The sequence below is a fragment of the Treponema bryantii genome (genome assembly GCF_900113965.1).
In the GTDB taxonomy this organism is placed as follows: domain Bacteria; phylum Spirochaetota; class Spirochaetia; order Treponematales; family Treponemataceae; genus Treponema_D; species Treponema_D bryantii_A.
The window spans coordinates 19,656-42,200 of sequence record NZ_FORI01000008.1; the positions used below are offsets into that span (position 1 = coordinate 19,656).

General features: G+C 40.5%; 24 protein-coding genes. 3 read left to right on the plus strand and 21 right to left on the minus strand.

The features are described from left to right. Window positions 1–14: 14 nt before the first annotated feature. Genes BM161_RS10710 through mraZ form a run of 9 tightly spaced genes read right to left on the minus strand, consistent with a single transcriptional unit; the run spans window position 15 to window position 8,840 of the window. Window positions 15–893 carry a tyrosine recombinase gene (locus BM161_RS10710; RefSeq protein WP_074932574.1) on the minus strand — a complete coding sequence of 293 codons (879 nt, stop codon included), beginning with the start codon at window positions 891–893 and terminating at the stop codon, window positions 15–17. Further along, complete coding sequence (gene ftsZ / locus BM161_RS10715; RefSeq protein ID WP_074932576.1) at window positions 886–2,226, minus strand: cell division protein FtsZ; 1,341 nt, start codon at window positions 2,224–2,226, stop codon at window positions 886–888. Before ftsZ ends, BM161_RS10710 begins: the two co-directional genes overlap by 8 nt. A 36-nt stretch (window positions 2,227–2,262) precedes the next feature. Then, complete coding sequence (gene ftsA / locus BM161_RS10720; RefSeq protein ID WP_074932578.1) at window positions 2,263–3,534, minus strand: cell division protein FtsA; 1,272 nt, start codon at window positions 3,532–3,534, stop codon at window positions 2,263–2,265. Window positions 3,535–3,553: 19 nt separating this feature from the next. After that, window positions 3,554–4,402 carry a cell division protein FtsQ/DivIB gene (locus BM161_RS10725; RefSeq protein WP_074932580.1) on the minus strand — a complete coding sequence of 283 codons (849 nt, stop codon included), beginning with the start codon at window positions 4,400–4,402 and terminating at the stop codon, window positions 3,554–3,556. 16 nt (window positions 4,403–4,418) lie between these two features. Beyond that, entirely contained in the window at window positions 4,419–5,606 is a 1,188-nt protein-coding gene (locus tag BM161_RS10730) for an FtsW/RodA/SpoVE family cell cycle protein (protein ID WP_074932582.1), read from the minus strand. A gap of 2 nt (window positions 5,607–5,608) precedes the next feature. Then, the gene (locus BM161_RS10735; RefSeq protein WP_074932584.1) at window positions 5,609–7,075 is read right to left on the minus strand and encodes a UDP-N-acetylmuramoyl-tripeptide--D-alanyl-D-alanine ligase; all 1,467 of its coding nucleotides are present in this window, start codon (window positions 7,073–7,075) and stop codon (window positions 5,609–5,611) included. After that, the gene (locus tag BM161_RS10740) at window positions 7,075–7,377 is read right to left on the minus strand and encodes a septum formation initiator family protein (RefSeq protein WP_074932586.1); all 303 of its coding nucleotides are present in this window, start codon (window positions 7,375–7,377) and stop codon (window positions 7,075–7,077) included. The genes BM161_RS10735 and BM161_RS10740 overlap by 1 nt, the downstream gene beginning before the upstream one ends. Before the next feature lie 3 nt (window positions 7,378–7,380). Continuing rightward, window positions 7,381–8,367, minus strand: coding sequence for a 16S rRNA (cytosine(1402)-N(4))-methyltransferase RsmH (gene rsmH / locus BM161_RS10745; protein WP_074932588.1), 987 nt, complete (start codon window positions 8,365–8,367; stop codon window positions 7,381–7,383). A 29-nt stretch (window positions 8,368–8,396) separates the two neighbouring features. After that, complete coding sequence (gene mraZ, locus BM161_RS10750) at window positions 8,397–8,840, minus strand: division/cell wall cluster transcriptional repressor MraZ (RefSeq protein WP_083425777.1); 444 nt, start codon at window positions 8,838–8,840, stop codon at window positions 8,397–8,399. 162 nt (window positions 8,841–9,002) lie between these two features. Here mraZ and BM161_RS10755 point away from each other — a divergent pair, with 162 nt between their 5' ends. Further along, entirely contained in the window at window positions 9,003–9,770 is a 768-nt protein-coding gene (locus BM161_RS10755; RefSeq protein WP_074932589.1) for a DUF8091 domain-containing protein, read from the plus strand. Between the two features lie 72 nt (window positions 9,771–9,842). Here BM161_RS10755 and BM161_RS10760 read toward each other — a convergent pair whose 3' ends face one another. Both BM161_RS10760 and BM161_RS10765 read right to left on the minus strand, forming a co-directional pair. Continuing rightward, window positions 9,843–10,565 carry a flagellar filament outer layer protein FlaA gene (locus BM161_RS10760; protein WP_074932591.1) on the minus strand — a complete coding sequence of 241 codons (723 nt, stop codon included), beginning with the start codon at window positions 10,563–10,565 and terminating at the stop codon, window positions 9,843–9,845. Beyond that, on the minus strand, window positions 10,565–11,323 hold the full coding sequence (locus BM161_RS10765; protein ID WP_074932593.1) for a flagellar filament outer layer protein FlaA: 759 nt from the start codon (window positions 11,321–11,323) through the stop codon (window positions 10,565–10,567). Before BM161_RS10765 ends, BM161_RS10760 begins: the two co-directional genes overlap by 1 nt. A gap of 485 nt (window positions 11,324–11,808) precedes the next feature. Here BM161_RS10765 and BM161_RS10770 point away from each other — a divergent pair, with 485 nt between their 5' ends. After that, on the plus strand, window positions 11,809–12,807 hold the full coding sequence (locus tag BM161_RS10770) for a class II fructose-bisphosphate aldolase (protein WP_074932849.1): 999 nt from the start codon (window positions 11,809–11,811) through the stop codon (window positions 12,805–12,807). An 85-nt stretch (window positions 12,808–12,892) separates the two neighbouring features. On the opposite strand, the gene BM161_RS10775 is transcribed toward BM161_RS10770, so the two are convergent. The 7 genes from BM161_RS10775 to BM161_RS10805 form a co-directional block, all read right to left on the minus strand. Beyond that, window positions 12,893–13,543 carry a hypothetical protein gene (locus BM161_RS10775; protein ID WP_143090548.1) on the minus strand — a complete coding sequence of 217 codons (651 nt, stop codon included), beginning with the start codon at window positions 13,541–13,543 and terminating at the stop codon, window positions 12,893–12,895. A gap of 27 nt (window positions 13,544–13,570) precedes the next feature. Further along, complete coding sequence (locus BM161_RS10780) at window positions 13,571–14,392, minus strand: type I phosphomannose isomerase catalytic subunit (protein WP_074932597.1); 822 nt, start codon at window positions 14,390–14,392, stop codon at window positions 13,571–13,573. A gap of 80 nt (window positions 14,393–14,472) precedes the next feature. Beyond that, complete coding sequence (locus BM161_RS10785) at window positions 14,473–15,387, minus strand: hypothetical protein (protein WP_074932599.1); 915 nt, start codon at window positions 15,385–15,387, stop codon at window positions 14,473–14,475. Between the two features lie 14 nt (window positions 15,388–15,401). Then, entirely contained in the window at window positions 15,402–16,106 is a 705-nt protein-coding gene (gene deoD / locus BM161_RS10790; RefSeq protein WP_074932601.1) for a purine-nucleoside phosphorylase, read from the minus strand. Between the two features lie 21 nt (window positions 16,107–16,127). Next, window positions 16,128–16,700, minus strand: coding sequence for a chromate transporter (locus tag BM161_RS10795; protein ID WP_074932604.1), 573 nt, complete (start codon window positions 16,698–16,700; stop codon window positions 16,128–16,130). Then, window positions 16,700–17,296 carry a chromate transporter gene (locus BM161_RS10800; protein ID WP_074932606.1) on the minus strand — a complete coding sequence of 199 codons (597 nt, stop codon included), beginning with the start codon at window positions 17,294–17,296 and terminating at the stop codon, window positions 16,700–16,702. The genes BM161_RS10795 and BM161_RS10800 overlap by 1 nt, the downstream gene beginning before the upstream one ends. Beyond that, window positions 17,293–19,389 (minus strand): substrate-binding domain-containing protein, encoded by a 2,097-nt coding sequence (locus BM161_RS10805; protein WP_074932609.1) that lies wholly within the window; start codon window positions 19,387–19,389, stop codon window positions 17,293–17,295. The genes BM161_RS10800 and BM161_RS10805 overlap by 4 nt, the downstream gene beginning before the upstream one ends. Before the next feature lie 47 nt (window positions 19,390–19,436). Between BM161_RS10805 and BM161_RS10810 the strand changes: the two genes are divergently transcribed. After that, on the plus strand, window positions 19,437–20,087 hold the full coding sequence (locus BM161_RS10810; protein ID WP_074932611.1) for a response regulator transcription factor: 651 nt from the start codon (window positions 19,437–19,439) through the stop codon (window positions 20,085–20,087). 64 nt (window positions 20,088–20,151) lie between these two features. On the opposite strand, the gene BM161_RS10815 is transcribed toward BM161_RS10810, so the two are convergent. Genes BM161_RS10815 through BM161_RS10825 form a run of 3 tightly spaced genes read right to left on the minus strand, consistent with a single transcriptional unit; the run spans window position 20,152 to window position 22,539 of the window. Then, window positions 20,152–20,586, minus strand: a complete 435-nt coding sequence (locus tag BM161_RS10815) for a response regulator (protein WP_074932613.1) — start codon at window positions 20,584–20,586, stop codon at window positions 20,152–20,154. Between the two features lie 22 nt (window positions 20,587–20,608). Further along, complete coding sequence (locus BM161_RS10820; protein WP_022930957.1) at window positions 20,609–21,091, minus strand: chemotaxis protein CheX; 483 nt, start codon at window positions 21,089–21,091, stop codon at window positions 20,609–20,611. Between the two features lie 26 nt (window positions 21,092–21,117). Beyond that, the gene (locus BM161_RS10825; RefSeq protein ID WP_074932616.1) at window positions 21,118–22,539 is read right to left on the minus strand and encodes a CheR family methyltransferase; all 1,422 of its coding nucleotides are present in this window, start codon (window positions 22,537–22,539) and stop codon (window positions 21,118–21,120) included. Between the last annotated feature and the right edge of the window lie 6 nt (window positions 22,540–22,545).

Here is a 22,545-nt window from a genome sequence, read left to right on the forward strand (position 1 = left end):
TCTCCTTACACCTATTATTTAAAGTACTTTTCATGCGCATCTTCCAGCTGTCTGTCTGTAACATGCGTATAAATTGTAGTTGTACTCAAATCACTGTGCCCCAAAAGTTCCTGCACAGAACGCAGATCCGCCCCGCCACTCAAAAGATGAGTCGCAAACGAATGGCGAAGTGTATGAACCTTTGCCTCAACTCCGCTCAGCGCTTCAAGTTCCTGGAATCGCTTCCATACACCTTTCCGTGAAATAGGATCTCCCCTGTAATTCACAAAAAGCTCAGGCACCGAACGTCCCTTTACCAGAGCCGGCCGAACCTCGTTCAAATACACAAGGATTTTTTCCAGAGCCCGCTCTCCAAAAGGAACAATTCGTTCTTTATCGCCCTTTCCGCGAACAAGAATCAATTTTTCATCAAGATGCACATTTGCAAGCTGCAGTGTACAGGCCTCGCTTATACGAAGTCCGCACGAATAAATCAGTTCAAACAGTGCATCATCCCGTTTACCGCTTGGGGTGGAAGTATCAATACATCCTAACAAAGCATCTATCTGTTCAATAGAAAGCACTTTAGGAAGATGTTTTACAGCCTTAGGTTTATCTAAAGCAAGGGCAACATTTTCTTCCCACATACCTTTGCGTACAAGAAAATCGCCCAAAGCCCTGATTCCAGAAATATCCTTGGCAATTGTGAGCTCAGAACAACCATCGGTCTGTCTATTTATAAGATAATACAAGAGATTCTGAACTGAAACATCTTTCAGTTTTATTCGCTCGGTGGTAAGCCAGTTCAGAAATTCTTCTGCTGAAATCTTATATGTAATTGCCGTCTGCTTTGAATCACGTTTTACAAGGAGAAGGTCCGTATAAAACTGATTCAAAAATATTTCCTTAGTCATCCAGGCGGATTGTCCTGCTGAATTCACTCTTATTCCAGATTGCAGGTTTTGTAAGGTCATTCTCATCAGGAATAAAACCATTAGGTGGAGTAAATGAACCTGCAGATGGAATATCATCACTGAACATATCTGCACCAAGAGTACCTTTCTTTTCTGCATCTGGTGTATGAGCTACGCCGTGTGAAGCAACAAATTCTCCTCCCAAAGCTGCACCAGAAGAAGCAGGCTTATGAAGAATACTGTTGATGTCATTAAGGCTGACTGTATCTTCACGAGCAGGTTTTGGTTCAGACTTAACTTCAGGAACAACAACCGGCTGTTCAACTGTAAGTTTTCCAGAATCTTCAAAACCAGTTGCAATAACTGTTACGCTGATTTTTCCTTCGAGTTCTGGCTGAGTAACCTGTCCCCAGAACATGTTGTAATCTTTGTCTGCAGAAGCAGAAACAATCTTACAGATTTCTCCAACTTCGCTCAAAGTAATTTCTTCCGAAGCACAGATATTTACAAGAAGATTCTTTGCTCCGTCAATCTTTGAGTTTTCAAGCATTGGGTTATGAATAGCGTTGTAAGCTGCATCTGTTGCACGGTTCTCGCCTTCACCAATACCAATTCCAAAGATTGCATTACCCTGGCCTGCCATTGCATTGCGTACATCGGCAAAGTCGGTATTAACATCACCTGGGTTTGTAATAATATTAGAAATACCTTCAACACCCTGGCAAAGTACTTCATCTGCCTTTCTGAAGGATTCTTTTACAGTAAGGTTTTTATCAATATTTTTGAAAAGCTGTTCGTTAGGGATAACAATGAGAGAGTCTACCTGTTCATGAAGTTTTTTCAGACCTTCCTTAGCCTGGCGCATACGTACGTTTCCTTCAAATTCAAAAGGAGTTGTAACTACTGCGACAGTAAGGCATCCGAGTTCCTTGGCAATTCTTGCAACTACAGGAGCAGAACCAGTTCCTGTTCCACCACCCATACCTGCGGTAATAAATACCATGTCAGCACCGCGAAGCTCATTTGTAATGAGTTCCTTATCTTCCTCTGCTGCCTGCTCGCCTACTTCTGGTTTACCGCCGGCTCCAAGACCTTTAGTAACCTTCTGACCGATAGCAAGTTTAGTTGGTGCACGAGAACGACCAAGTGCCTGTAAGTCGGTATTAAGAACGATAAAGTCTACATTGCTAAGCTCGCGGAAGATCATTCTGTTTACAGCGTTTGAACCGCCGCCGCCACAACCAACTACCTTAATTACGGTAGGGCTGCCGCCAGAAACTTCCGAGTCGTAACCAGCCTCATCGTCTACAATTGAAATGCCAAGATTTCCCATATTTCCTCCCACTCAAAAACGCTTCCCCAAGCGTGTTTAGAATAATGATTTAAATATCTTTTTTAATACACTCTCACCCTTCTGCTTTTCTTTTTTAACAGAACGTGTGTGTGTGCGGCGGCTTCTGTCCTTACCGCTCGCAAGTGATTTATTTGCAAGTACCAGACCAATTACTGTAGCAAAATCTGGTCTCTTATAATCTTCTTCAATTCCGCCAAGACTCTCAGGAACTCCAAGACGAACCGAAGTTGTGCGGAATACACTCTGTGCAAGATCAATAACACCATCCATCATTGCACCGCCGCCGGTAAGAATAATATTTCCGGAAAGTTCCCTGATTGAATCCCCGACATTCTTTTTAAGCGCAGCCTTTACCAGCGTAAAAATCTGCTCAACGCGGGCCTGAATAATCTGAGCAAGCTGACTTCTCTTCATTACTTCAGGAGCACGACCGCCAACACCAGGAAGAATAACATCCAGATCAGATTCCGGAGTAATTCCCTCTACCCAGCAGCATCCGCTTTCTATTTTGATTTTTTCAGCAGCAGCAGTAGAAATACCGCCTACAACCGAAATATCATTTGTTACAAGATTACCACCTACTGGAATTGAGAAGGTACCAATTGGAGCACCCTTCAAAAGCAGCAGTACATCAGTTGTTCCCGCACCCATATCAATCAAAATAGAACCAAGATCCATTTCATCCTGATGACATACCGACTGAGTCTGAGCAAGTGTCTTAAGCATTACGCCGTCAAGAATATAATCTGAACGGGAAACACAAGAGCGGATATTCTGAATGATTGTTTTAGCAGCAGTTACGATATGAACTTCAGCTTCAAGGCGTGTACCCATTCGGTGGATAGGGTCCTGAATACCGCCTACTCCGTCTACAATATAATTCTGTGGAATAACGTGAAGTTTTTCTCTATCGTCCGGCACTTTAATTGCTGTAGCGCATTCAATTACGCGCTCAACATCTGCACGGGAAATTTCTTTTGTTGATTTATTTGCACTTGAAACAGGAACTGTTCCACGTGAGTTCTGACTTTCTATCTGAGAACCGCCGATTGCAGTAATAACAGATTCTACAGTTGTACCGGCATTCTGTTCAGCAGCATCAATAGTCTCTTTAATGGCATTTTTTGCATCTTCAATATTAACGATAACACCGTTTCTGAGTCCGGCTGATTTTCTTGATGCAGTGCCAGCTATGCGGATATTTCCTGTATCAGGATCTATCTCTCCGATAGCCACGCGAATCATACTTGTGCCAATATCAAGTCCGACTACTTTTCCATCTGCCATTTTCTAAATAACCTCTGAATTATCGTGTGATGTAGGAAACAGATCCGTAACGCAAATCTACAGCCGCAACATCAGTTCCAATCTGATTCACAACATCAAGTACTACTAGCATATACTTTAATGCGTCTTCATTCAAGGCACGGTCTGTAAGAACTTTAACTTTTGACTGAGAAGGAATTAAAGCAAGTTCATAGTTTCCTGAATCCTTAGGAAGTACACAGATTTCAGAAACACTTGCAAAATAATGCTGTGGCATTTCGCTGATTTTAGAAATCTGATCAATAAGAGGTCTGTATTTTGCAGGAATTCTCATTCCTTTTGACATATATTCTACTGGAAGTCCAGATACAATTGGAAGAATTGTATCTGCATCAATTGACTTATTCTTTTTTCCAGGGAAGAGAACGCCGTTCTTGTCAATCTGAACTGGTGAAGTACGTCCGTTTTCCATTACAAAAGTAACGGCAACTGGTTCACGCTCAGCAACATTAACGTAAATCTTATCCGGAAATTTCTTTTCAACTGAAACATGGTCAATTCCAGCTTCAGAAGAAAGAAGAGCCACTGCCTGTTCAACATCAAAATCGAACCAGCTTGTACTATTCATTGGCAAAAGAAGTCTTGCAATTTCTTCTGCAGAATAGTCTTTCTGTCCTGTAACAGTAACCTTAGGGCTTGAGAAACTTGGCATAATGTACTTGTAAATTACCAGTTCACAAAGCAATGCAAAGCAGAGTACGCAGAAAATCACTTTAATAAATTTGATTTTCTTCTCTGCTTTGCTGTCTGAGGAACCATCAAAATCTTCAGAAAGAAAATAATCATTCTCAAGATACTCTTCAGCGACTAACAAACTCACATCACTCATTTTTTTATCCACCTTTTTATAAGTAAGAAAGTGACTCTATATTAATTTCGTCATTTTCTGTTACTTTTTCATCTATTTTTTCGCATCGTGAAGCATTTAAGATAAATCCACACATAGCGAGCGTTACAATTATTGAAGAACCACCAAGTGAGAAGAACGGCAGGTTAATTCCTGTTGAAGGAAGCACTCCGCAAACAACCATTGTATTTACGATTGACTGCAAAACAATTACAGATACACAGCCAAAAGCAGAGAGTGCAGAAAACTTATCTGGATTTGAAAGTGCAGCCTTGTATCCTCTGTAAGCAAAGAAAACAAGAAGAACAAAATACAAAACAACACCAATATAGCCCATAGCTTCTGCCCAGCCGGCAAAAATATAGTCTGCCTGAACTTCAGGAATACTGTTGATTTTTGAAAGACCGGCACCAATACCACTTCCCCATACACCACCGGCACTGATAGCACGCTTTGCATTAATACTCTGATAGTTAATGCTTGAGCTGTACTGATCAGGGCTGATCCATCCAATAAGACGCTGAAGTCTGTAAGGATTAAGTGTAATCATCAAAAATGCTGCTGGAATTGCAATCAGTGCAAACGGGAAAATCCAAACAAGCTTTGCGCCAGATACAAAGAACAAAAGGATTCCAATCAAAGTGATAAATACACCAGAAGAAAAATCCTTCTGCATAAATACAACTCCGGCAAAAACAATCAATGCAATTACGCAAGGGAATACTGTTTTATCATCCGGATTCAAAAGCTTATCCTGCTTATCAAAATAATTAGCAAGGAAAACTACAATTGCAAACTTAACAAGTTCAGATGGCTGGAATGTAAAATTACCTGGAAGTTTAATCCATCGACGGGCACCATTCTTTATGATTGAGATTCCAGGAATAAATGTAAGGAAGCACAATACAAGAGAAACAATTACAATTACCGAAACCATCTTTCTGATATACTTCATATCTGTAATCAGAAAACCTGCAAATAATACAAAACCTACAGCTGAACAAAGGAGCTGGCGTTTTACAAAATACAAAGCATCACCAAATGCTCTGATTGCAAAGTTCTGTGAGCAAACATAAAGTGTAAAGATTCCAAGACCCCATAAAAGAAGAATAGAAGCAAGCAGCCAGATGTCAACTTTATTATAATTCTGCGAAGGTTTGTTCGCATAGAAAGTAAACTGGTTCATTCTTAGCGGGCCTCCCCTTCAGCTCCACAAAGAAGCGGAACAAGTTTTTCAAGCTGCATGCTGTGAGAACCTTTAAGAAGAATTACATCGTTATCTGCTGCCCTTTCATTTATAGCGTCTGCAATTTCTGCAAAGTTCTGATCATTAGATTCGCTGTACCAGGTTGCCAAAACTTCGGCATTTTCCTGCTTTACAACATCATATGCAGTCTGCATCTCTGGTCCAACAAAATATACCTGAGAAGGTTCTGTTTCGCTCACTCTGCGACCAACAGCTTCGTGAGACTTTTCAGATTCTGCTCCAAGCTCCTTCATATCGCCAAGAACAAAAATCTTATTTCCAACATCCTTAAGTTCACCGCAGAAATCAATAACCTTCATCATAGAATCAAGGTTTGCGTTATAGCAGTCTTTAATAAGAACAACTTTCTGTCCGTTACGGAGAAGGCTCTGGCAAACTTCCATACGTCCAGAAATTGCAGAAACAGTTTCAAGACCACGCTTAATATCTGCAGAAGGAATTCCAATTTCTTTTGCGCAGGCAATTACAGAAAGTGCATTAAGATAATTATATTTTCCAGAAAGCGGAAGATTTACTGTAAGGCCATCAAGTTCAAAGCAAGTTCCAAAAAGACCTTTATCTTCAATAAATTTAACTCCACTCTCAGATGCAGGAATCTCTGTTCCAAACTTTACAACCTTACCGCAAACACCTTCTGTACAGTAATCAGCAAAAGGATCAGCGGCTCCAACAATTGCAGCACCATCAGCAGGAATATAAGAAAGGCTCTTGCGCTTTTCAGTTGCAATATTCTGCTGACTTCCAAGAATACCAATATGAGCAGTTCCAATATTTGTGATGATTCCAAAACGAGATTTCAGAACCTTTGAGATTTCTCCAATTTCATTTACACGGTTCATACCCATTTCAAAGATTCCGATTTTTTCATCACCACGAATCTTGAATACAGAAAGTGGAAGTCCTGTTTCAGAATTAAGATTGCCGTATGTATAAGCTACACCAGCATCTCCATAATGAGCACGGGCAACACTTACCATCATTTCCTTAGTAGTTGTTTTTCCACTTGAACCAGTAATGCTAACACGAATCATGTCAGCACATTTTTTTGTTACATAAGCTTCTGCAGCATTCTGCAAAGCATGAAGAGTATTTTCAACACGAACAAAGCAAACACCTGCATTAGCAGCTGCGAGTCCGTCGTAATATCCAGTATTAGACTGATATTCAGCTTCGTTCATAAGAACAACAGCTACGCCCTTTTTAAGAACATCTGGAATATATTTATGACCGTTCTGGAATTCACCCATAAGAGGCACGAACATACAAGGCTTTTCAGCACATACATTGCGGCTGTCTGTCTGTACGTCGTTAAATAAACATGGAGCACTGCCAATCTGAGTGCCCTTAACTGCTGTAAGAAGCTCTTCTTTTGTAAGCAAAGTCTCCATTATTTTTTCTCTCCCGTCATCTCAACACGAACTATATCTTCAGTCTCAGCCTTGTGCATTCCAAGTTCTTCAACTGCAATCTTTTCAATTCTATCTGCGCTTGAAAGAACAGCAATGTCACTTACAAGTTTTTTGTTTTCTTCAATCAGCTTTTCCTGCTTCTTTTCGAGTTCTCTAATTTCATTTGTCAGAGCCATGTAACGTCTTGCCTGTGCCGCATAAAGACACAAAACTGCTGGAATAGCAAGTACAAATACACAGAAGAAAAACTTAACTATAAAATCCTTAATACCACGTTTCATAAATTAAAAACCTATAACTCCATCCAGATGATATGGAGTATCATCCTTAATCTTTCTGATAACACGAAGCTTAGCACTGCGTGAAGGAGAATTAACCTTCACCTCTTCTGCTGTTGGTGCAACTGGCTTACGTGTAATAATCTCAGCACAGGCAGAACCACCACAACGGCAAACTGCAACCTCAGGAGGACACACACACTGCTTTCCGAGATTACGGAAATAATTCTTAACAATACGATCTTCAAGAGAATGAAAAGTAATAACCCCCATTTTTCCGCCTGGCTGCAAACAACCAAAAGCGTCATGCAAAGCCTTAGGAAGTCTTTTGAGTTCACCATTTACAGCAATGCGCAAAGCCTGGAAAGTTCTTGTAGCAGGATGAATAGGACCATAGCGGTAATTTCCAGGAACTGCATTCCAGATTACTTCAGCAAGTGCTTTAGAAGATTCAATACGACCACCAGCTCTAGCTTCAACAATTGCACGTGCAATACGGCGGCTGAGTTTTTCTTCTCCATAGAGATAAATTAAATCTGCAAGTTTTTCTTCTGCAAGTTCGTTAACGAGATCTGCAGCAGATTCACCTTCAGAAGAGTTCAATCTCATATCAAGAGGTTCATCATAACGGAAAGAAAAACCACGTTCAGATTTTTCATAATGAAAAACCGAAATTCCGAGATCAAAAAGAATTATATTTGGACGCTTATATTCAGATGGATAATCAGCATAGAAATCCTGGAACCAGCCATTATAAAAATGCATGCGGTCGCCAAACTCAGCCAGTCTCTCTTTAGCACGTGCCTGAATAACCTTGTCAGCATCAAGCCCAATAACAGAAAGAGACGGATATTTTTTCAAAAAATTATAAGTATGGCCACCCTCTCCCAGAGTTGAATCAATCATCAAAGCTTCTGATTCGAATGATTCACCAACTGGCGAAAGATATTCCAGACACTCATTTAATAAAACCGGAGTGTGTACGATTTCCACTTTTTAATCCCACCTAATTTTAAAAAGTTTTAAAAATTAATATCGTTGAATTCCTCAGCTGCATCGCGGAACGAATCCTCGGTCTCAGCCAGGTAATCCTTATAAGTCTGGGAATCCCAAAGCTCCATATACTTTGCAATACCAAGAACTACACAGTCCTTAGAAAGATTTGCATATTCACGAAGACTCTGCGGAATGGAAAGTCTGCCGTTCTTATCGAACTCAACAGGCTGTGCAGGTGCAATAAAATGACGTACAACATTCAAGCTACGACTTTTCATCATTGAAGCATTGCTCATAAGCTTAGTCTGAAAAGCCTCCCATTCATCAGTAGTAAAAAGCCATAAGCAGCGATCTAAACCCTTGGTAACCATAACTACGTTTTGATTTACAGCCGTTCTCAATTTTACAGGAAACGAGACACGACCTTTATCGTCAATCGTATTATTGTATTCACCAGTCAACAGATTCATACCCACTTACATCCACTTTTTACCACTTTTTCCCACTTAACTACCATTTTATACCAAAAATTCCTAAAGTCAATGCTTTTTTTAACCGATAAATAAAAAAATTTTTTGATTTTTTTGATTTTACTTATACGGTTAAATACTATACTCTTTGACACGCTGTATATGGGGTTCTCTACATTAAATGAAAGCAAACTACACAATTCTCTAAAAATTCTATATCAGGAGATTTATGAAGGTCAGACTGAAGTAGAACAAGACGGTCATATCTATGACATTGTTTCTAAAAACGGGAATGTAATTGAAATTCAGACAAAAAATCTTGCAAAGCTTCTTACAAAAATTCTGGATACAATAGAGAAAGGTCATAATGTAAAATTAGTTCACCCTGTTCCAGTAATCACAAGAATTGAACTTCAGGATGAGAATGGAAAAATAATATCAAACAGAAAAAGCCCTAAAAAAGGAAGTATATATGGTATATTCCGTGAGCTTACAGGAATCTACCCTCTTATAACAAACCCGCATTTTTCACTGGAAGTTCTGGAAATAGAAATGACGGAAGAACGAACACGCACCACAGAACCTGTGCAGTCCAAAAACGGGCGCCGACGTTTCCGCCGCAACTGGATCAAAACCGGGAAAAGACTTGATTCAATAATTAATACAACAAGATTTTCAAAGCCAGAAGATTACTTAAAACTTCTGCCGCCTCTCCCCCAACCGTTCTGTGCAAAAGACCTGAAGGCAGCCTTGGACAAAAACCCCGACATCCCCAAGCACACCGCCGACGCCCACCTCATCGTGTGGGTTCTGTCCCACGCAGGCCTGATCGAGCAGGTAGAAATGAATGCACGGTCAAAGTTTTACATGGTGGTTTCGACCCTTCGACCAGGCTCAGGGACCGCAGGCTCAACCACCGTCGGCCCCTGAGCAGAGTCGAAGGGACAAAAAAAAAGACCATCCCCTTCGGAACGGTCTTTCTTTTGCATGATTTATAGAAGACTACCAGTTATCAGCCATATCGTCTTCGTCGTGGTTTTCCATATCATAAAGGTCTGTTACACAACGGAGGTCATCAAAGTACATATAGTATGTACCACGAGCCTGCATTGGGTTACAGTCTACACGGAAACCAAGAATCTTAAGACCTGGCTTATCACCATAGTATGCGCTACTCTGAACAATACCATGTTCTCCATCTGGACTTGGTGGAACTACACAAATAAGCTTTTTCCATCCTGAGAAACCAAGGCTTCCCATGTAAAGCTCAAAGTTGCGTCCGAAGTAGTCCTGAACAAGGCAGTACAATTCGTGATCCTGGTTACGTCCACAAACCCATACAGAGATAGTTTTTGTAGTACCCTCAATAGCGAGAGGACGACCAGACTTAATTGTAAATGAGTTCTTACCACGGCGGAAGAAGTCAACTCTTACACCAAGAACCTGTGTATCTTCATCTTCTTTTCCTTCATCATCAGGAAGAGGCTCCTTCATAGCAGGATTACCTTCGAAAAGACGACTTGTAATTACACCATCATCAGCTGACATGTGAACGTTCCAAGAACCTTCACGTTCAAACTTATCAATAGAAACTTCACGCAATGCAGATTCAGCAGAATCAGCACCAACATTTTCCGGATTTGGCTCCTGAAGGCTTGAATTCTGAGCGAAAGCAAGGCCCATAGAGAGCACAGCAATAATACTAATTGTTACAAGCTTTTTCATTATTTAGCCTCCGAAACATCATCTGAATCAGAACTATCACCAAAATCAACTTCGTTCAATTCATAACCATCGTAAATCAAAGAAAGTGAGTTTGTTGTATATTTAATCTGATCAAAGTAAATAACAAAGTTATCAACATACTCTTCAGCATCTGAACGAATTCTGAAACCTACAAATGTAAGGTTCTCAGGACCAGAACGAAGATGTGAGCTCTGCTGAATCCAACCAGGAATATTTATTACAATATTTTTCCAACCATGGAAAGCAAGACTTCCAGCAGGAAGAACTTTTACAGTTCCAAGAGCATCTCTTACCATTACTTCAAGGTAGTAGTTATAACCAGCACCCCAGATCCAGAAGTCCATCTGAGAAACGATTCCTACGAAAGGAATTTCAAAAGACTTTCCGTCTGCAGTAGGATAAACTTCGAACCAGTTATCACCCTTGCGTTTGAAAGCAGTTTTTACACCGTAAACTTTAAATTCCTTATCTTCGCCTTTGTGGAGCTGTTTTAAAGAATTTGGAATTCCTTCAAAATAACCAGTCTTTGGATATCCATCAGCAATAAAGCGGCTTGATCCAACGTCCCAGTCCCAGCTATAAGCCTTTCCATTGTACATATAATTCTGCGAACCTGCAGAATCAAAATCATCCAATACGAATGTCTCAATGCTGCGTGAATTAGGCTGAGCGAAAGCTGGCAAACCTATTACAAACAGACATGCAAGACCAATAAGAACTTTAAGTTCCCTTTTCATGCAAAACTCCTTGAAACTTTTATCACACCGATAAAATAGATTAGTACCCTTAGATTATCGGTAATAACAGTCAAATTTATAACTCTTTCAATTATATTTCCTATGATATTATTTGTCAAACGAAATTCTAGGTTTTAGGTGTTAGGTTTCAGGTTCCAGGTTTTAAGCGGGGGAAGTCTCCCCCTCGGCCGCACTTGCCTAACATCGAAGAGCCGTTAAAAAAAATGCATTGCATTTTTTAGGCTCATCGAAAGAATGGCTCGCGAGATTAATCGAGCGCGTTGCGGCCTACCCTCTCTCCTAGGGGCTCTGCCCCTAAAACCCCGGTAAAATACCCCGCGAGTTTGCTTGCAAACTCGTTAGTGAGCGCCAGCGAACGTCTAACGCCCCCAATATATTGAATAAACCTTCAATTTATTTTATTATTTACATCAAAGAAATCTCAGGCGCTGTTCGTCTGAAAAAGGATGTTAATTATGGCTAACATTATTAGTTACAAAGATCTCGGCCTCGTAAACACACGCGATATGTTTGCAAAGGCTATGAAAGGCGGATATGCTATTCCAGCATATAACTTCAATAACATGGAACAGATGCAGGCTATCATCATGGCTTGTGTTGAGACAAAATCTCCTGTTGTTCTCCAGGTTTCAAAGGGAGCACGCGCTTACGCTAACGCTAATATCCTCCGCAATATGGCTCGTGGTGCTGTAGAATATGCTCACGAACTCGGATGTGATATTCCTATCGCTCTTCACCTTGACCACGGTCCAAACTTCGAAGTAGCTAAAGACTGTATCGACAACGGATTCTCATCTGTAATGATCGACGGTTCTTCACTTCCTTATGATGAAAACGTTGCTCTTACAAAGAAAGTTGTAGAGTACGCTCACCAGTTCGACGTAACTGTAGAAGCAGAGCTCGGAGTTCTTGGTGGTGTAGAAGAGGATGTTGCTGCTGAAGAATCTAAATATACTAAGCCAGAAGAAGTAATTGACTTCACATCAAAGACAGGTTGTGACTCACTCGCAATCTCTATCGGTACTTCACACGGACGCTGTAAGTTCACTCCAGAGCAGTGTACACGCCGCGAAGATGGTACTTTGGTTCCACCTCCACTGGCATTCGATGTTCTCGAAGCAATCGAAAAGCAGCTCCCAGGTTTCCCAATCGTACTCCACGGATCTTCTTCAGTTCCACAGATTTACGTTGCAGAAATCGAAAAATACGGCGGAAAGATTCCTAACTCTGTAGGTATTCCAGAAGAACAGCTCCGTAAGGCTGCTAAATCTGCAGTTTGCAAAATCAACGTAGACTCAGACGGACGTCTTGCTATGACAGCTGCTATCCGTAAGCACCTTGTTGAGCATCCAGAGGATTTCGACCCACGTCAGTACCTCACAGACGCTCGTGCAGAACTCGTTAAGATGTATGCAGAAAAGAACCGCAACGTATTCGGTTCAGCTGGCCACGCTCTCGATTAGGCTAATATAATGGTGGTTGAGCTTGTCGAAACCACCATAAAAAAAGACTTCGTTTTACAACGAAGTCTTTTTTATTTAACCTTATTTATTCTTTATCCCGAACTGTCAGCACGCCTAGTCTGCTCAAAATAAACAGCACTGGAAGCGTTGCACTGTAAACACCACTTAGAACAAGAATCAAAAGATAATTCATATCCATTAAGTACATTGTCTCCAGAATAGAAGGAGCCGCAATACTTACAATACAAATCAATATCCAGATTGAAGTAAATACATACTTCTTTGCTCTGATTGTTTTTTCGATATGCTTAGCACCAAGCCCGAGTGAAAAAATCATAACTGTAAAGACAACCGGTTTTATAAACAACGGAAATGTTGTAATGATTTTTTCTGAACCTGAAAGAATTGTATATGGCAGATAAAGCAGATAGAAAGAAAGTAAAAGAGGAAAAAGCGCTTCTACTTTATAAGTTATTGTATCCTTTGAAACAAGGAAGAATACGGCGTACAAAACAATTACAGGAAGCAGAGTCTGACGCAGCAGCAGATACCACATATTCAGTTCAAATGAAAGCGGAATGATTCTGTGTGAATACAGAAAGAAAGCTCTGAAGCCGCATACAAGAACCGCAGAAATAAGACCGGTAAAGATAACCGGAATCATATGCGGGTCTCGTTTATAAAAACACCATGAAGCAAGAATCAACGGAAGCAGCAAAAACATAAAAAGATACATGACTAAAAAATACAGTTAAGCACAGGTTTAATCAACCTTCTTTGCACGAATGCGCATTATGCTTGCCCTGCCCTCCACTGTTATTTTTTCACCAGGCTTTACTGCATAAATCTCTTCTGCAAGAATCTTCTGCCCGATTTTATCTTCTGATGTACGGATAACAGCCTTATCTTCGCTAAGAACATACAAAAGCTGAACATCTGAAGGCTCGCCTGCATCACCTGAACAGTACATGCTCCAGCCGCCCTTTACATCAATGCGTTCAAGAGAAAAATACTTACAGTCAAACTCGCCGGGGAACTGAGCTACAGGCTGCATTTCCTCGCGCTTGATTACAGCAAGACCTTTTTCAATATGAACTTCACGGCCGCGCCCCCAGTCATAAAGACGGTAAGTAAGGTCGCAGGACTGCTGAGTTTCCATAAGACGGAGACCGCCGCCAATTGCGTGAACTGTACCAGCCGGAATATAAACAAAGTCACCAGGCTTTACATTTACAAACTCAAGATACTGCTCAAGATTGTTTTCTGTAATTGCCTTTGCAAGAACCTCATTTGAATAACCTTCTTTAATTCCATAAACAAGCTTTGCATCAGGAGCGGCATCGAGTACATACCAGCACTCGGTTTTTCCGCGATTTCCCGGACCTTCAAGTTTTACAGCCCAGTCATCATCCGGGTGCACCTGAATTGAAAGAGTTTCATCTGCCTGAATTACCTTTATAAGAAGAGGATAATCGCCGCCACAGAAATTCTTAAACTCCTGCTGGCAGCCATTTGGATGAGTAGAAGCAATCCAGAGTTCGTAGCCCCAGATTTTATCTGATTTAATTGAATTAAGTTTTAACATAGTAGACCATCCGTCATTGCGAGGAGCGATAGCGACGTGGCAATCTTTTTATAGATTGCTTCGCTTCGCTCGCAATGACATTATTTCTCCCACAATTTCTCTGGATAGTAACCGTCTTTAATCTTCTTAGCAATTTCGTCTTTTACGAGCTGGCGGTCTTCCGGATATGTCATACCAAACCAGGTTTCAGAAGAATTAAAGAACTTAATGATTCCCTTGTTGTGAGCAATAATATCGCTTGCAGCAACAGGAAGCAAAGCCTCTGCCTTTGGTGCCTTAGAGTTTGCAGCCATAAAGTTTTCCCAGTATACATGGAATTCTTCAAAAGCCTTAGGGCTGAATCCAAAGAGGTTCATACTTACCCATTCTTTTCCAGTAAAGAGCTTTTTCTCTCCGTCTGGCATTTCGCTGATAATCTGATCTTTTTCATCATAATAAATCTTAAGATTTTCAACGATGCTTACAAGCTTTTCATCAGCTACTGTACATACACCGCGGCTTACTGAACCAGAACGGCTCATTGTATTACCAAGAATATAACCAACCATTGCATGTTCTGTACAATCATTATCAATTGAAGAAAGATACTTACCAAGTACTTCAAAAGCCTGGCGTCCATAGTAGTCATCAGAATTGATTACTGCAAATGGTGCATTGATTGCTTTTTCCGCACAAAGAACAGCGTGTGTTGTTCCCCAAGGCTTTTCACGGCCTTCGCTGTCTTTTAGCTGCTGTGGTGTAAGAAGACTTTCGTGCTGCTGAAAAACATATTCAGCATCAAAATTGCGTGCAACGCGGTCAAAAAGGCGCTCACGGAAAGCCTGTTCAATATCCTTACGAATAATGAATACTACCTTTCCAAAGCCGCTCTTCATTGCATCATAAGTTGCAAAGTCGAGAAGACATTCATCATGAAGGCCTACTCCGTCTATCTGTTTTACTCCACCATAACGGCTGCCCATACCGGCTGCGAGAACTAATAATGTTGGTTTCATTTTTATTACCTCGGTTATTCTGTGATAATTGTTTCAAGGGCAAGTTTCATCATGTCCTTAAATGTTGTCTGACGTTCTTCTGCTGTTGTAGCTGTGCCCTTAAGAATATGGTCACTTACAGTAAGAATTGTCAGTGCCTTTCTGTTGAATTCGGCTGCCAAAGTATACAGTTCAGCTGACTCCATTTCAATACCTTTAGCTCCATACTTTTTCCAGAGCTTCCAGTTCTGATTATCATCATAGAAACGGTCGCTTGAAACACACTGTCCTACAACAGTCTTAAGGTTCATTTCTTTTGCCTTATTGTAAGCTGTATACAGAAGTCCAAAATCAGGAACTGGAGCATAGTGAAGTCCACCAAATCTCTGGTTCTGCAAAGATGAGTCTGTACATGCTCCGTTTGCAAGAATTACATCGCGAAGCTCAACATCTTCACTTACCGCGCCACAAGTTCCAACGCGAATTGCCTTCTGAACTCCATAGCAGTCAAAAAGCTCATGTACATAGATTGAAAGAGACGGCTGTCCCATACCGGTTCCCTGAACAGAAACCTTTACGCCTTTGTAAGTTCCAGTAAAACCTAACATTCCGCGTACTTCGTTATAACATACCGGATTCTCAAGGAAATTCTCGGCAATAAATTTAGCCCTTAATGGGTCACCTGGAAGCAGAATCTTGTCTGCGATTGCTCCTTCTGGAGCGTTAATATGTGTACTCATAACCTTTATTATATCAGCGTATTACAAAAAAACAATACCGAAAACAGCACCCAGTATTATCACTCCGATTGGGTGAAGTTTTACCTTAAACAGCAGGAACACAAACACACCGTAGGCGGCAATCGGGATTGGGTTGAAAAGTCCTTTCCAGCCTTCCAGAGTGGTAAGCACGCTAAGGGATTCCGGGGGATTAATCAGGGTAAACATGATTACCTGAATAACCGGAACCAGAATGAGTCCTGTGGTTACCGGGCGTAAAAATGCTAAAGAGCCTTTTACAAAAGGATTATCGTTAAAGCTTTTTAAGAAGCGGGCAATAATTAAAATGATTATGATAGAAGGAAGTACCTGGGCACAGGTAACTATAAGGGCACCAGGAACTCCATAGAGCTCATAGCCGATGTAAGTAGCCATGTTGATTCCGATAGGACCCGGTGTACTTTCTGAAATTGCAATCATATTGTAAAACTGTTCCTGAGAAATCAGACCTGCAGAAACAATAGCCTGCTGCATCAATGTGATTGCAACCTGACCGCCGCCAATTGTAAAAAGACCGATATAAAAGAAGGTAAACGCAAGCTGTAACAAAGACATTATTCAGCCTCCTTTTCAGTATCAGATGCTCCAACAGCCTTAGCTGCCTTTTTCTGTTTATACATTGTAATCAGACATCCAATTACAAGAGAGGCAATGATAATCCATACAGACTGTACCTTGAAAAAGTAAATCAGCGCAAAAGCAGTAAGCATAAGAACTGCATTCCATACGCTTTTAATAGTCTTTTTTGAAAACTTTACAATTACGCTTGTAAGAAGAGCCGCAACGGCAACGTTTATTCCTTTCAAAGCCTTCTGTGCTACCGGATACTTATCTACAGAACTTATAGCCCCAGCCAGAATCATTATGATCACCCAGGATGGAGTTACTACTCCAAGTGTCCCGATAATTCCACCAAGCACACCAAGTCTTTTATAACCTACAAAGGTTGCTACGTTTACAGCAATAATTCCCGGTGTACTCTGACCAATTGCAAAATAATCAATAAGTTCTTCATCTGTAAGCCAGCCGCGCTTTTCTATAAGCTCGCGCTGCATAATAGGCATCATTGCAAGACCACCACCAAAAGTAAATGCACCTATTTTAAGGAAAGCAAGATACAGCTCCACAAACTGTCTTAATTTACTTTTCATTTTTTATTCTTGTCCTCTAACAATTTATTGCTCAGTGAAAGCTGTACGCAGGTTCCGTTAGGCTTATTACTCTTAATAACAAAGCTAGCACCAATCTGGTTTGCTCTGTATTGCATTGAGTTTAAGCCCAAGCCCTTATTGTTTCCCTTTCCGTTTTCCTCAGAATCATTCAAAAAGCCAACACCATCATCTACAATCTTTATGACAGTTTTTCTTGCTTCAGGCTTTACGCTAACCCATACATTCTTTGCCTTTGAATGCTTAAGAACATTATGCAAAGCTTCCTGAATAATACGGAAGATATTAAGTTTTTGAATCTTATCAAAATGTACGCCTTTAGGCATCCCCCATTCATATTCACAATTAATTCCAGACTGAGCCATAAAGGTATTGCACAGATTACTCAAACTGTGATTCATACCAAGGCTTTCCAGTTCTACCGGATACGAGTTATGCGCATACTGACGGGTTGTTGCAAGAGTCTCACCAATTAACTGTGCCAGTTCCAGCATCTGACTTTTTTCCACAGGAGTATCCTGATTTGAATAACTGCGACACAGCATTGAGATTCCCGCAAGGCGCTGGCAGATATCATCATGAAGATCATTACTAAAGCGCTGGCGTTCCAGTTCACTGATCTTTAAGATTTCTGCTTCCACTTCCATACGGCGGTTATTGGCTTCTACAAGCTCTTTTGTTCTTTCATTAACCTCACGCTCGAGGAACTCAGAGCGTTTACGTCTTTCATCTGCAATGGTAATTCGGTTTAAGCCATGTGCAATATTGATTGCAATAGAACTTAAATATGGAAGAACATTTTCGTCTGCTTCGTAGAAAATACAGCCAATAAGCTCGTTTCCCGCATTAAGGAATTTCAAAATCATTGAAGGTTTTGTCTGCGGGTCAATATCATAAAATCTTCGATAAAACTGACCAAGCGGCATACGCATTTCGCGGTCAAACTCATAACATTCGTTTCCACTTCTGCGTACAAACAGAGGATCTACCGGCATATTTTTCAAATGCGGCCCTTTTGGATTTCCCGATGAAAAACGAAGGATACAGAAATTATTAAGTCCAAGCTGATTGAGATTCTGCCTTACAACGTATTTAAGCGCGCCAAAGCTTTCACCATAGTTTAAATCCTGACCAATATGGCTTACCATACGCAGCAGGGTTTCTGACTGAACATAATTTGCCTGCATTGCACGGAACTGTTCTTCATCAGAAGCAAAATCATCCTTACTGCCTTTACAACCGCAGGACTTTCTATATACAACACGAGATTCAATAAAGACTTCCTGAGGAAGAGACTTTCCCTTTTTAAGCTCTACTATAAGCTCCAGAGACTTAGCTCCAATTTCACTCAAAGGCTGATGTACAGTTGTAAGAGACGGAATCTCAAAACGTGCCTGCGGAATATCATCAAAGCCGGTTACGGCGCATTCTTTTATCTTAGGATTAATCTTAAAGTATTTATAAACACCAATAGCCATGTTATCGTTTGCACAGACAACAACATCAGGAGAAGTCTTTTCTTCTTCCATATATTCTGTCATTGCACGAATGGCTGCAACTTCGGTAAAGTAACCGCGCTTGAGTTTATACTGCAAATCTGCAAACCAGGGTTTATAGGCTTCCATGGTTTTTGTAAAAATCTGTTCACGTTCTTCTGCATCAGGATGGTCTTCTGCACCACTAATAAACAGAAACTTTCTATATTTATGATTAAGAATCAGATGCTCAACAAGCTGCTTCATAGAATCTTCCGTTTCAATTAAAACAGAAGGAATTCCTTCAATTCTCTGACCGACAGAAATAACCGGAAGATTTCCCCAGATTCGCTCAACATCAGCCTTTGTAGTAAAATCTGCATTTCCTGTAATTACAGAGGTAACTAGAATAATTCCATCAAGATCAAAATATTCTTTTTTAGGAAACCTAGAGACGGGCTCATCTTCTGTAATTTTTGCATTTTCCTGCTGAAAACATACAAGTTCTACACCAAGACTCCGTGCTTTCTGTTCAATTCCTTTATAAACAGAAATCTGATATTCCTCATCAAGAATATTTAAAACAACTCCAATTCTCATATAGAAATATTATACATTTAAATTAAAAAATATGATATTATATAGCCATGAGTTGTAATGTAATTATTATTGACGATCATCCTCTTTTTAGCCGCGGGCTTTCTCAGCTTATTGAGACACAGAAGGATTACAAAGTTATTGGTATGGCAAAAGACCGAAACGAAGCTCTCACTCTCCTTGATAATACAACACCTGATCTTGCCATAGTGGATTTAAACCTTGGCCAGGAAGATGGTCTTGAACTGATTAAAGACATCATTATTATTCACCCACAGACAAAGATTCTTGTTCTTTCAATGCATGATGAACGCTTTTATGCGGAACGTGCCATTAAAGCCGGAGCTAAGGGCTATATCATGAAGGAAGAAGCTGAATCACAGGTTATTAATGCTATTAAGACTGTTACCAGCGGAGAAATCTATCTTAGCGAAAACGAAAAGAACCGCATTAAAGAGCTTTCTCAGGGAAAACCGGAATCTGGAGAGCTTTCAGATCTTATCAGCGCACTTTCAGACCGCCAGCTTCAGATTTTTACACTTGTTGGAAAAGGTCTTGGTACTGTTGAAATTGCCAAGAAACTGAATCTGAGTATTAAGACAATTGATACCCACAAAGAAAATATCAAGGGTAAACTTCACTGCGCATCTTCTGCTGAATTAAGACAGATGGCAATAGAGTGGACAAATAAAGCGATGTAAATAATGCAGTTTATAAAAAAAGCGACAGTAAAAACTGTCGCTTTTTTTTTTATGTCTGGTAGAACTACTGTAATACCTTAGCAATACGCTCAAGAACCTTCTTGCGGTCAAGAGGTTTGATAATGTAGCTCTTTGCACCTGTCATGAGAGACTTCTTTACAAGTTCCTCTTTTCCAAGAGCAGAAACCATTACAACCTTTGCATTCTTATCAAAAGCCATAATCTGCTCAAGAGCTGTAATACCATCCATCTTAGGCATTGTAATATCCATTGTTACAAGATCTACATTTGGACAAAGTTCCTTGTACTTATCAACGCCTTCTTTTCCATCAGCGGCAGTTGCAACAATCTCATATCCTTCGCTAGAAAGAATCTGTCCGAGCTGCTTAGCAACGAACATAGAGTCATCGACAACTAATACTCTGAAAGAAGTTCCGTCGTCTTTTCTGCCCTCAGGCGGACGCTCGTTGATTGTAGGATAATCCTGTGTCGTTTTCATGTTATTACTCCTTTAGAATATTTTATGCACGTTCCCTGATAGAAACGTTTACTTCAATTTTTCCACAATCAGAAATAAGAGGAACAATCAAAGCCTCAACACTATCTGTAGTTCCACCAAGAGCAGCAATTTCCATCTTCTGGCCAACGAAAAGAGCTGGTGGTGTAAGGTCAAATCTGAATCCAAGCTCATGAAGCTTTGTAACAGCCTGAGCAGTAATCAGGTTAGCAAGCTCACTGATAGTAGCTTTAGCCAAATCATCAAATTCCGGCAGAGTCTCACCGTTCATTGCAGACGCAATATTCAATGCAGTTTCCATAGTCATATCAAAAAGAACACGACCTTCTACATCTCCAGCAAGACCAACCAATGCAGCAACACCCATAACAGGCATAGCAGTTGATTTCAAATACAAATCACCGCGTTTTACCTCTGCGCCACCGAGCACTTCCTGAAGCACACGGAATGAAGTTTCAACGAACGGGTTAATATACTCTACTCGCATCTTAATCTCCTATTTTATTTGCTTTATTAATCCTTTGTATACGCCACAAGCGCACCAACCGCATTCTCACCAAAACTAAAGGAATCTGGCATATCTTCGTTTTCTCCGATAATTGCAATTGCATTGCCCTTCATTTTCTCGATAAAGTCGGCAACTACAGACTCCTGAGCCTTTTCATCCAGCAGAGAAAGAATATCGCGTGCAAAAATAACGTCTACTGCTGGCAGAGCGTTAGTGTTCTTGCAGTCGTGATACTCAAACATAATACTGTCTTTAATCTCCTGACTAAAAGTATACTCTCCATTTGCTTTTTTTGTCAAATAAGGAGCGTACCAATCTGAAGCTAGATTTGCTGGAACAGACATAAGCCCCGCATTAGAAACATTAAGAAGATCGATATCCTGAGCATAAATTCTGATTTTTGCTCCAGGGTAACGTTTCTTAAGAACACATGCCAGAGAATATGTTTCCGTGCCTTTTCCACAGCCCGGATTCCATACAACTATCTGCTTAGCAGAGTTTTCAGGAAGAACCTTGGCAATAGCATCAGCATATTCTGATGACCACCAGTTATTAGTAAATGGTGACCAGAAGGTCTTGAGGAATGAATCAGCATCGTCTGAATTCTGAAGCTGAGTCTTTTTTGTTTCCTTAGACCATTCCAAATATCTGTGCTTTACCCAAGATGAATTCACTGACGACACAGTGAAATTCTTATAGGTAAGAAGGCTTTCGCTTATGAACTTAATATCAACAGAAGATGCTTCATCTTCTGCAGCCCCGCCCGAGATACCCTTTGCGATATCTGCCGGAGATTTTACCATTCCGCCCTGTACTACAGCTGCGGCCTGATTTTTAGGAACTGCTGTAGCCTGCTGTGGCTGCTTCACTATTTTCTGAGGTTTCTCATAATTTGCACCAGGAGCAATGGCTTCTGCAGATTCCTTTGAAGAGAAGATACGTGTAATGTCGAGGAGGACATAAAGTCTGTTATTACTCTCAACTACACCATCGATGTATTTAATATTGATATCACCAAACAATGGGTGTGGTGGCTGGATTGTGCTCTTCTGAACACCAATTACCTTATCAATCTTATCTACTACAACACCGAACTTCTGATCTTCGACTGAAAGAATAAGCATATTTTCAAGCTTATTTTCATCGCGAGGAGGAACTTCAATATTGAAGAAGATTCTTAAATCAAGGATAGGAATGATTTCACCACGCAGATTGTAAACACCAAGTACGAAAGGAAGTGTATTTGGAACGTATGTAAAACGTCCGGCTTTAGCAATTTCCTTTACATGCATAATGTCGATTGAGTAATCTTTATCTGCGAGCGAGAAAGTTACCATCTTAAAATCAACAATAGCGGCATTTTCTTTCTTTTCTTCAAGCTGCTGCGCAAGTTCTGTTGCAACTAAAGTCTCATTTTCTGCACTCATAAAAAA

Coding starts and splice junctions, on each gene's coding strand:
- BM161_RS10710 (WP_074932574.1), bottom strand. CDS start 893: ATGACTAAGGAAATATTTTTGAATCAGTTTTATACGGACCTTCTCCTT.
- ftsZ (WP_074932576.1), bottom strand. CDS start 2,226: ATGGGAAATCTTGGCATTTCAATTGTAGACGATGAGGCTGGTTACGAC.
- ftsA (WP_074932578.1), bottom strand. CDS start 3,534: ATGGCAGATGGAAAAGTAGTCGGACTTGATATTGGCACAAGTATGATT.
- BM161_RS10725 (WP_074932580.1), bottom strand. CDS start 4,402: ATGAGTGATGTGAGTTTGTTAGTCGCTGAAGAGTATCTTGAGAATGAT.
- BM161_RS10730 (WP_074932582.1), bottom strand. CDS start 5,606: ATGAACCAGTTTACTTTCTATGCGAACAAACCTTCGCAGAATTATAAT.
- BM161_RS10735 (WP_074932584.1), bottom strand. CDS start 7,075: ATGGAGACTTTGCTTACAAAAGAAGAGCTTCTTACAGCAGTTAAGGGC.
- BM161_RS10740 (WP_074932586.1), bottom strand. CDS start 7,377: ATGAAACGTGGTATTAAGGATTTTATAGTTAAGTTTTTCTTCTGTGTA.
- mraZ (WP_083425777.1), bottom strand. CDS start 8,840: ATGAATCTGTTGACTGGTGAATACAATAATACGATTGACGATAAAGGT.
- BM161_RS10755 (WP_074932589.1), top strand. CDS start 9,003: ATGGGGTTCTCTACATTAAATGAAAGCAAACTACACAATTCTCTAAAA.
- BM161_RS10760 (WP_074932591.1), bottom strand. CDS start 10,565: ATGAAAAAGCTTGTAACAATTAGTATTATTGCTGTGCTCTCTATGGGC.
- BM161_RS10765 (WP_074932593.1), bottom strand. CDS start 11,323: ATGAAAAGGGAACTTAAAGTTCTTATTGGTCTTGCATGTCTGTTTGTA.
- BM161_RS10775 (WP_143090548.1), bottom strand. CDS start 13,543: ATGTATCTTTTTATGTTTTTGCTGCTTCCGTTGATTCTTGCTTCATGG.
- BM161_RS10780 (WP_074932597.1), bottom strand. CDS start 14,392: ATGTTAAAACTTAATTCAATTAAATCAGATAAAATCTGGGGCTACGAA.
- BM161_RS10785 (WP_074932599.1), bottom strand. CDS start 15,387: ATGAAACCAACATTATTAGTTCTCGCAGCCGGTATGGGCAGCCGTTAT.
- deoD (WP_074932601.1), bottom strand. CDS start 16,106: ATGAGTACACATATTAACGCTCCAGAAGGAGCAATCGCAGACAAGATT.
- BM161_RS10795 (WP_074932604.1), bottom strand. CDS start 16,700: ATGTCTTTGTTACAGCTTGCGTTTACCTTCTTTTATATCGGTCTTTTT.
- BM161_RS10800 (WP_074932606.1), bottom strand. CDS start 17,296: ATGAAAAGTAAATTAAGACAGTTTGTGGAGCTGTATCTTGCTTTCCTT.
- BM161_RS10805 (WP_074932609.1), bottom strand. CDS start 19,389: ATGAGAATTGGAGTTGTTTTAAATATTCTTGATGAGGAATATCAGATT.
- BM161_RS10810 (WP_074932611.1), top strand. CDS start 19,437: ATGAGTTGTAATGTAATTATTATTGACGATCATCCTCTTTTTAGCCGC.
- BM161_RS10815 (WP_074932613.1), bottom strand. CDS start 20,586: ATGAAAACGACACAGGATTATCCTACAATCAACGAGCGTCCGCCTGAG.
- BM161_RS10820 (WP_022930957.1), bottom strand. CDS start 21,091: ATGCGAGTAGAGTATATTAACCCGTTCGTTGAAACTTCATTCCGTGTG.
- BM161_RS10825 (WP_074932616.1), bottom strand. CDS start 22,539: ATGAGTGCAGAAAATGAGACTTTAGTTGCAACAGAACTTGCGCAGCAG.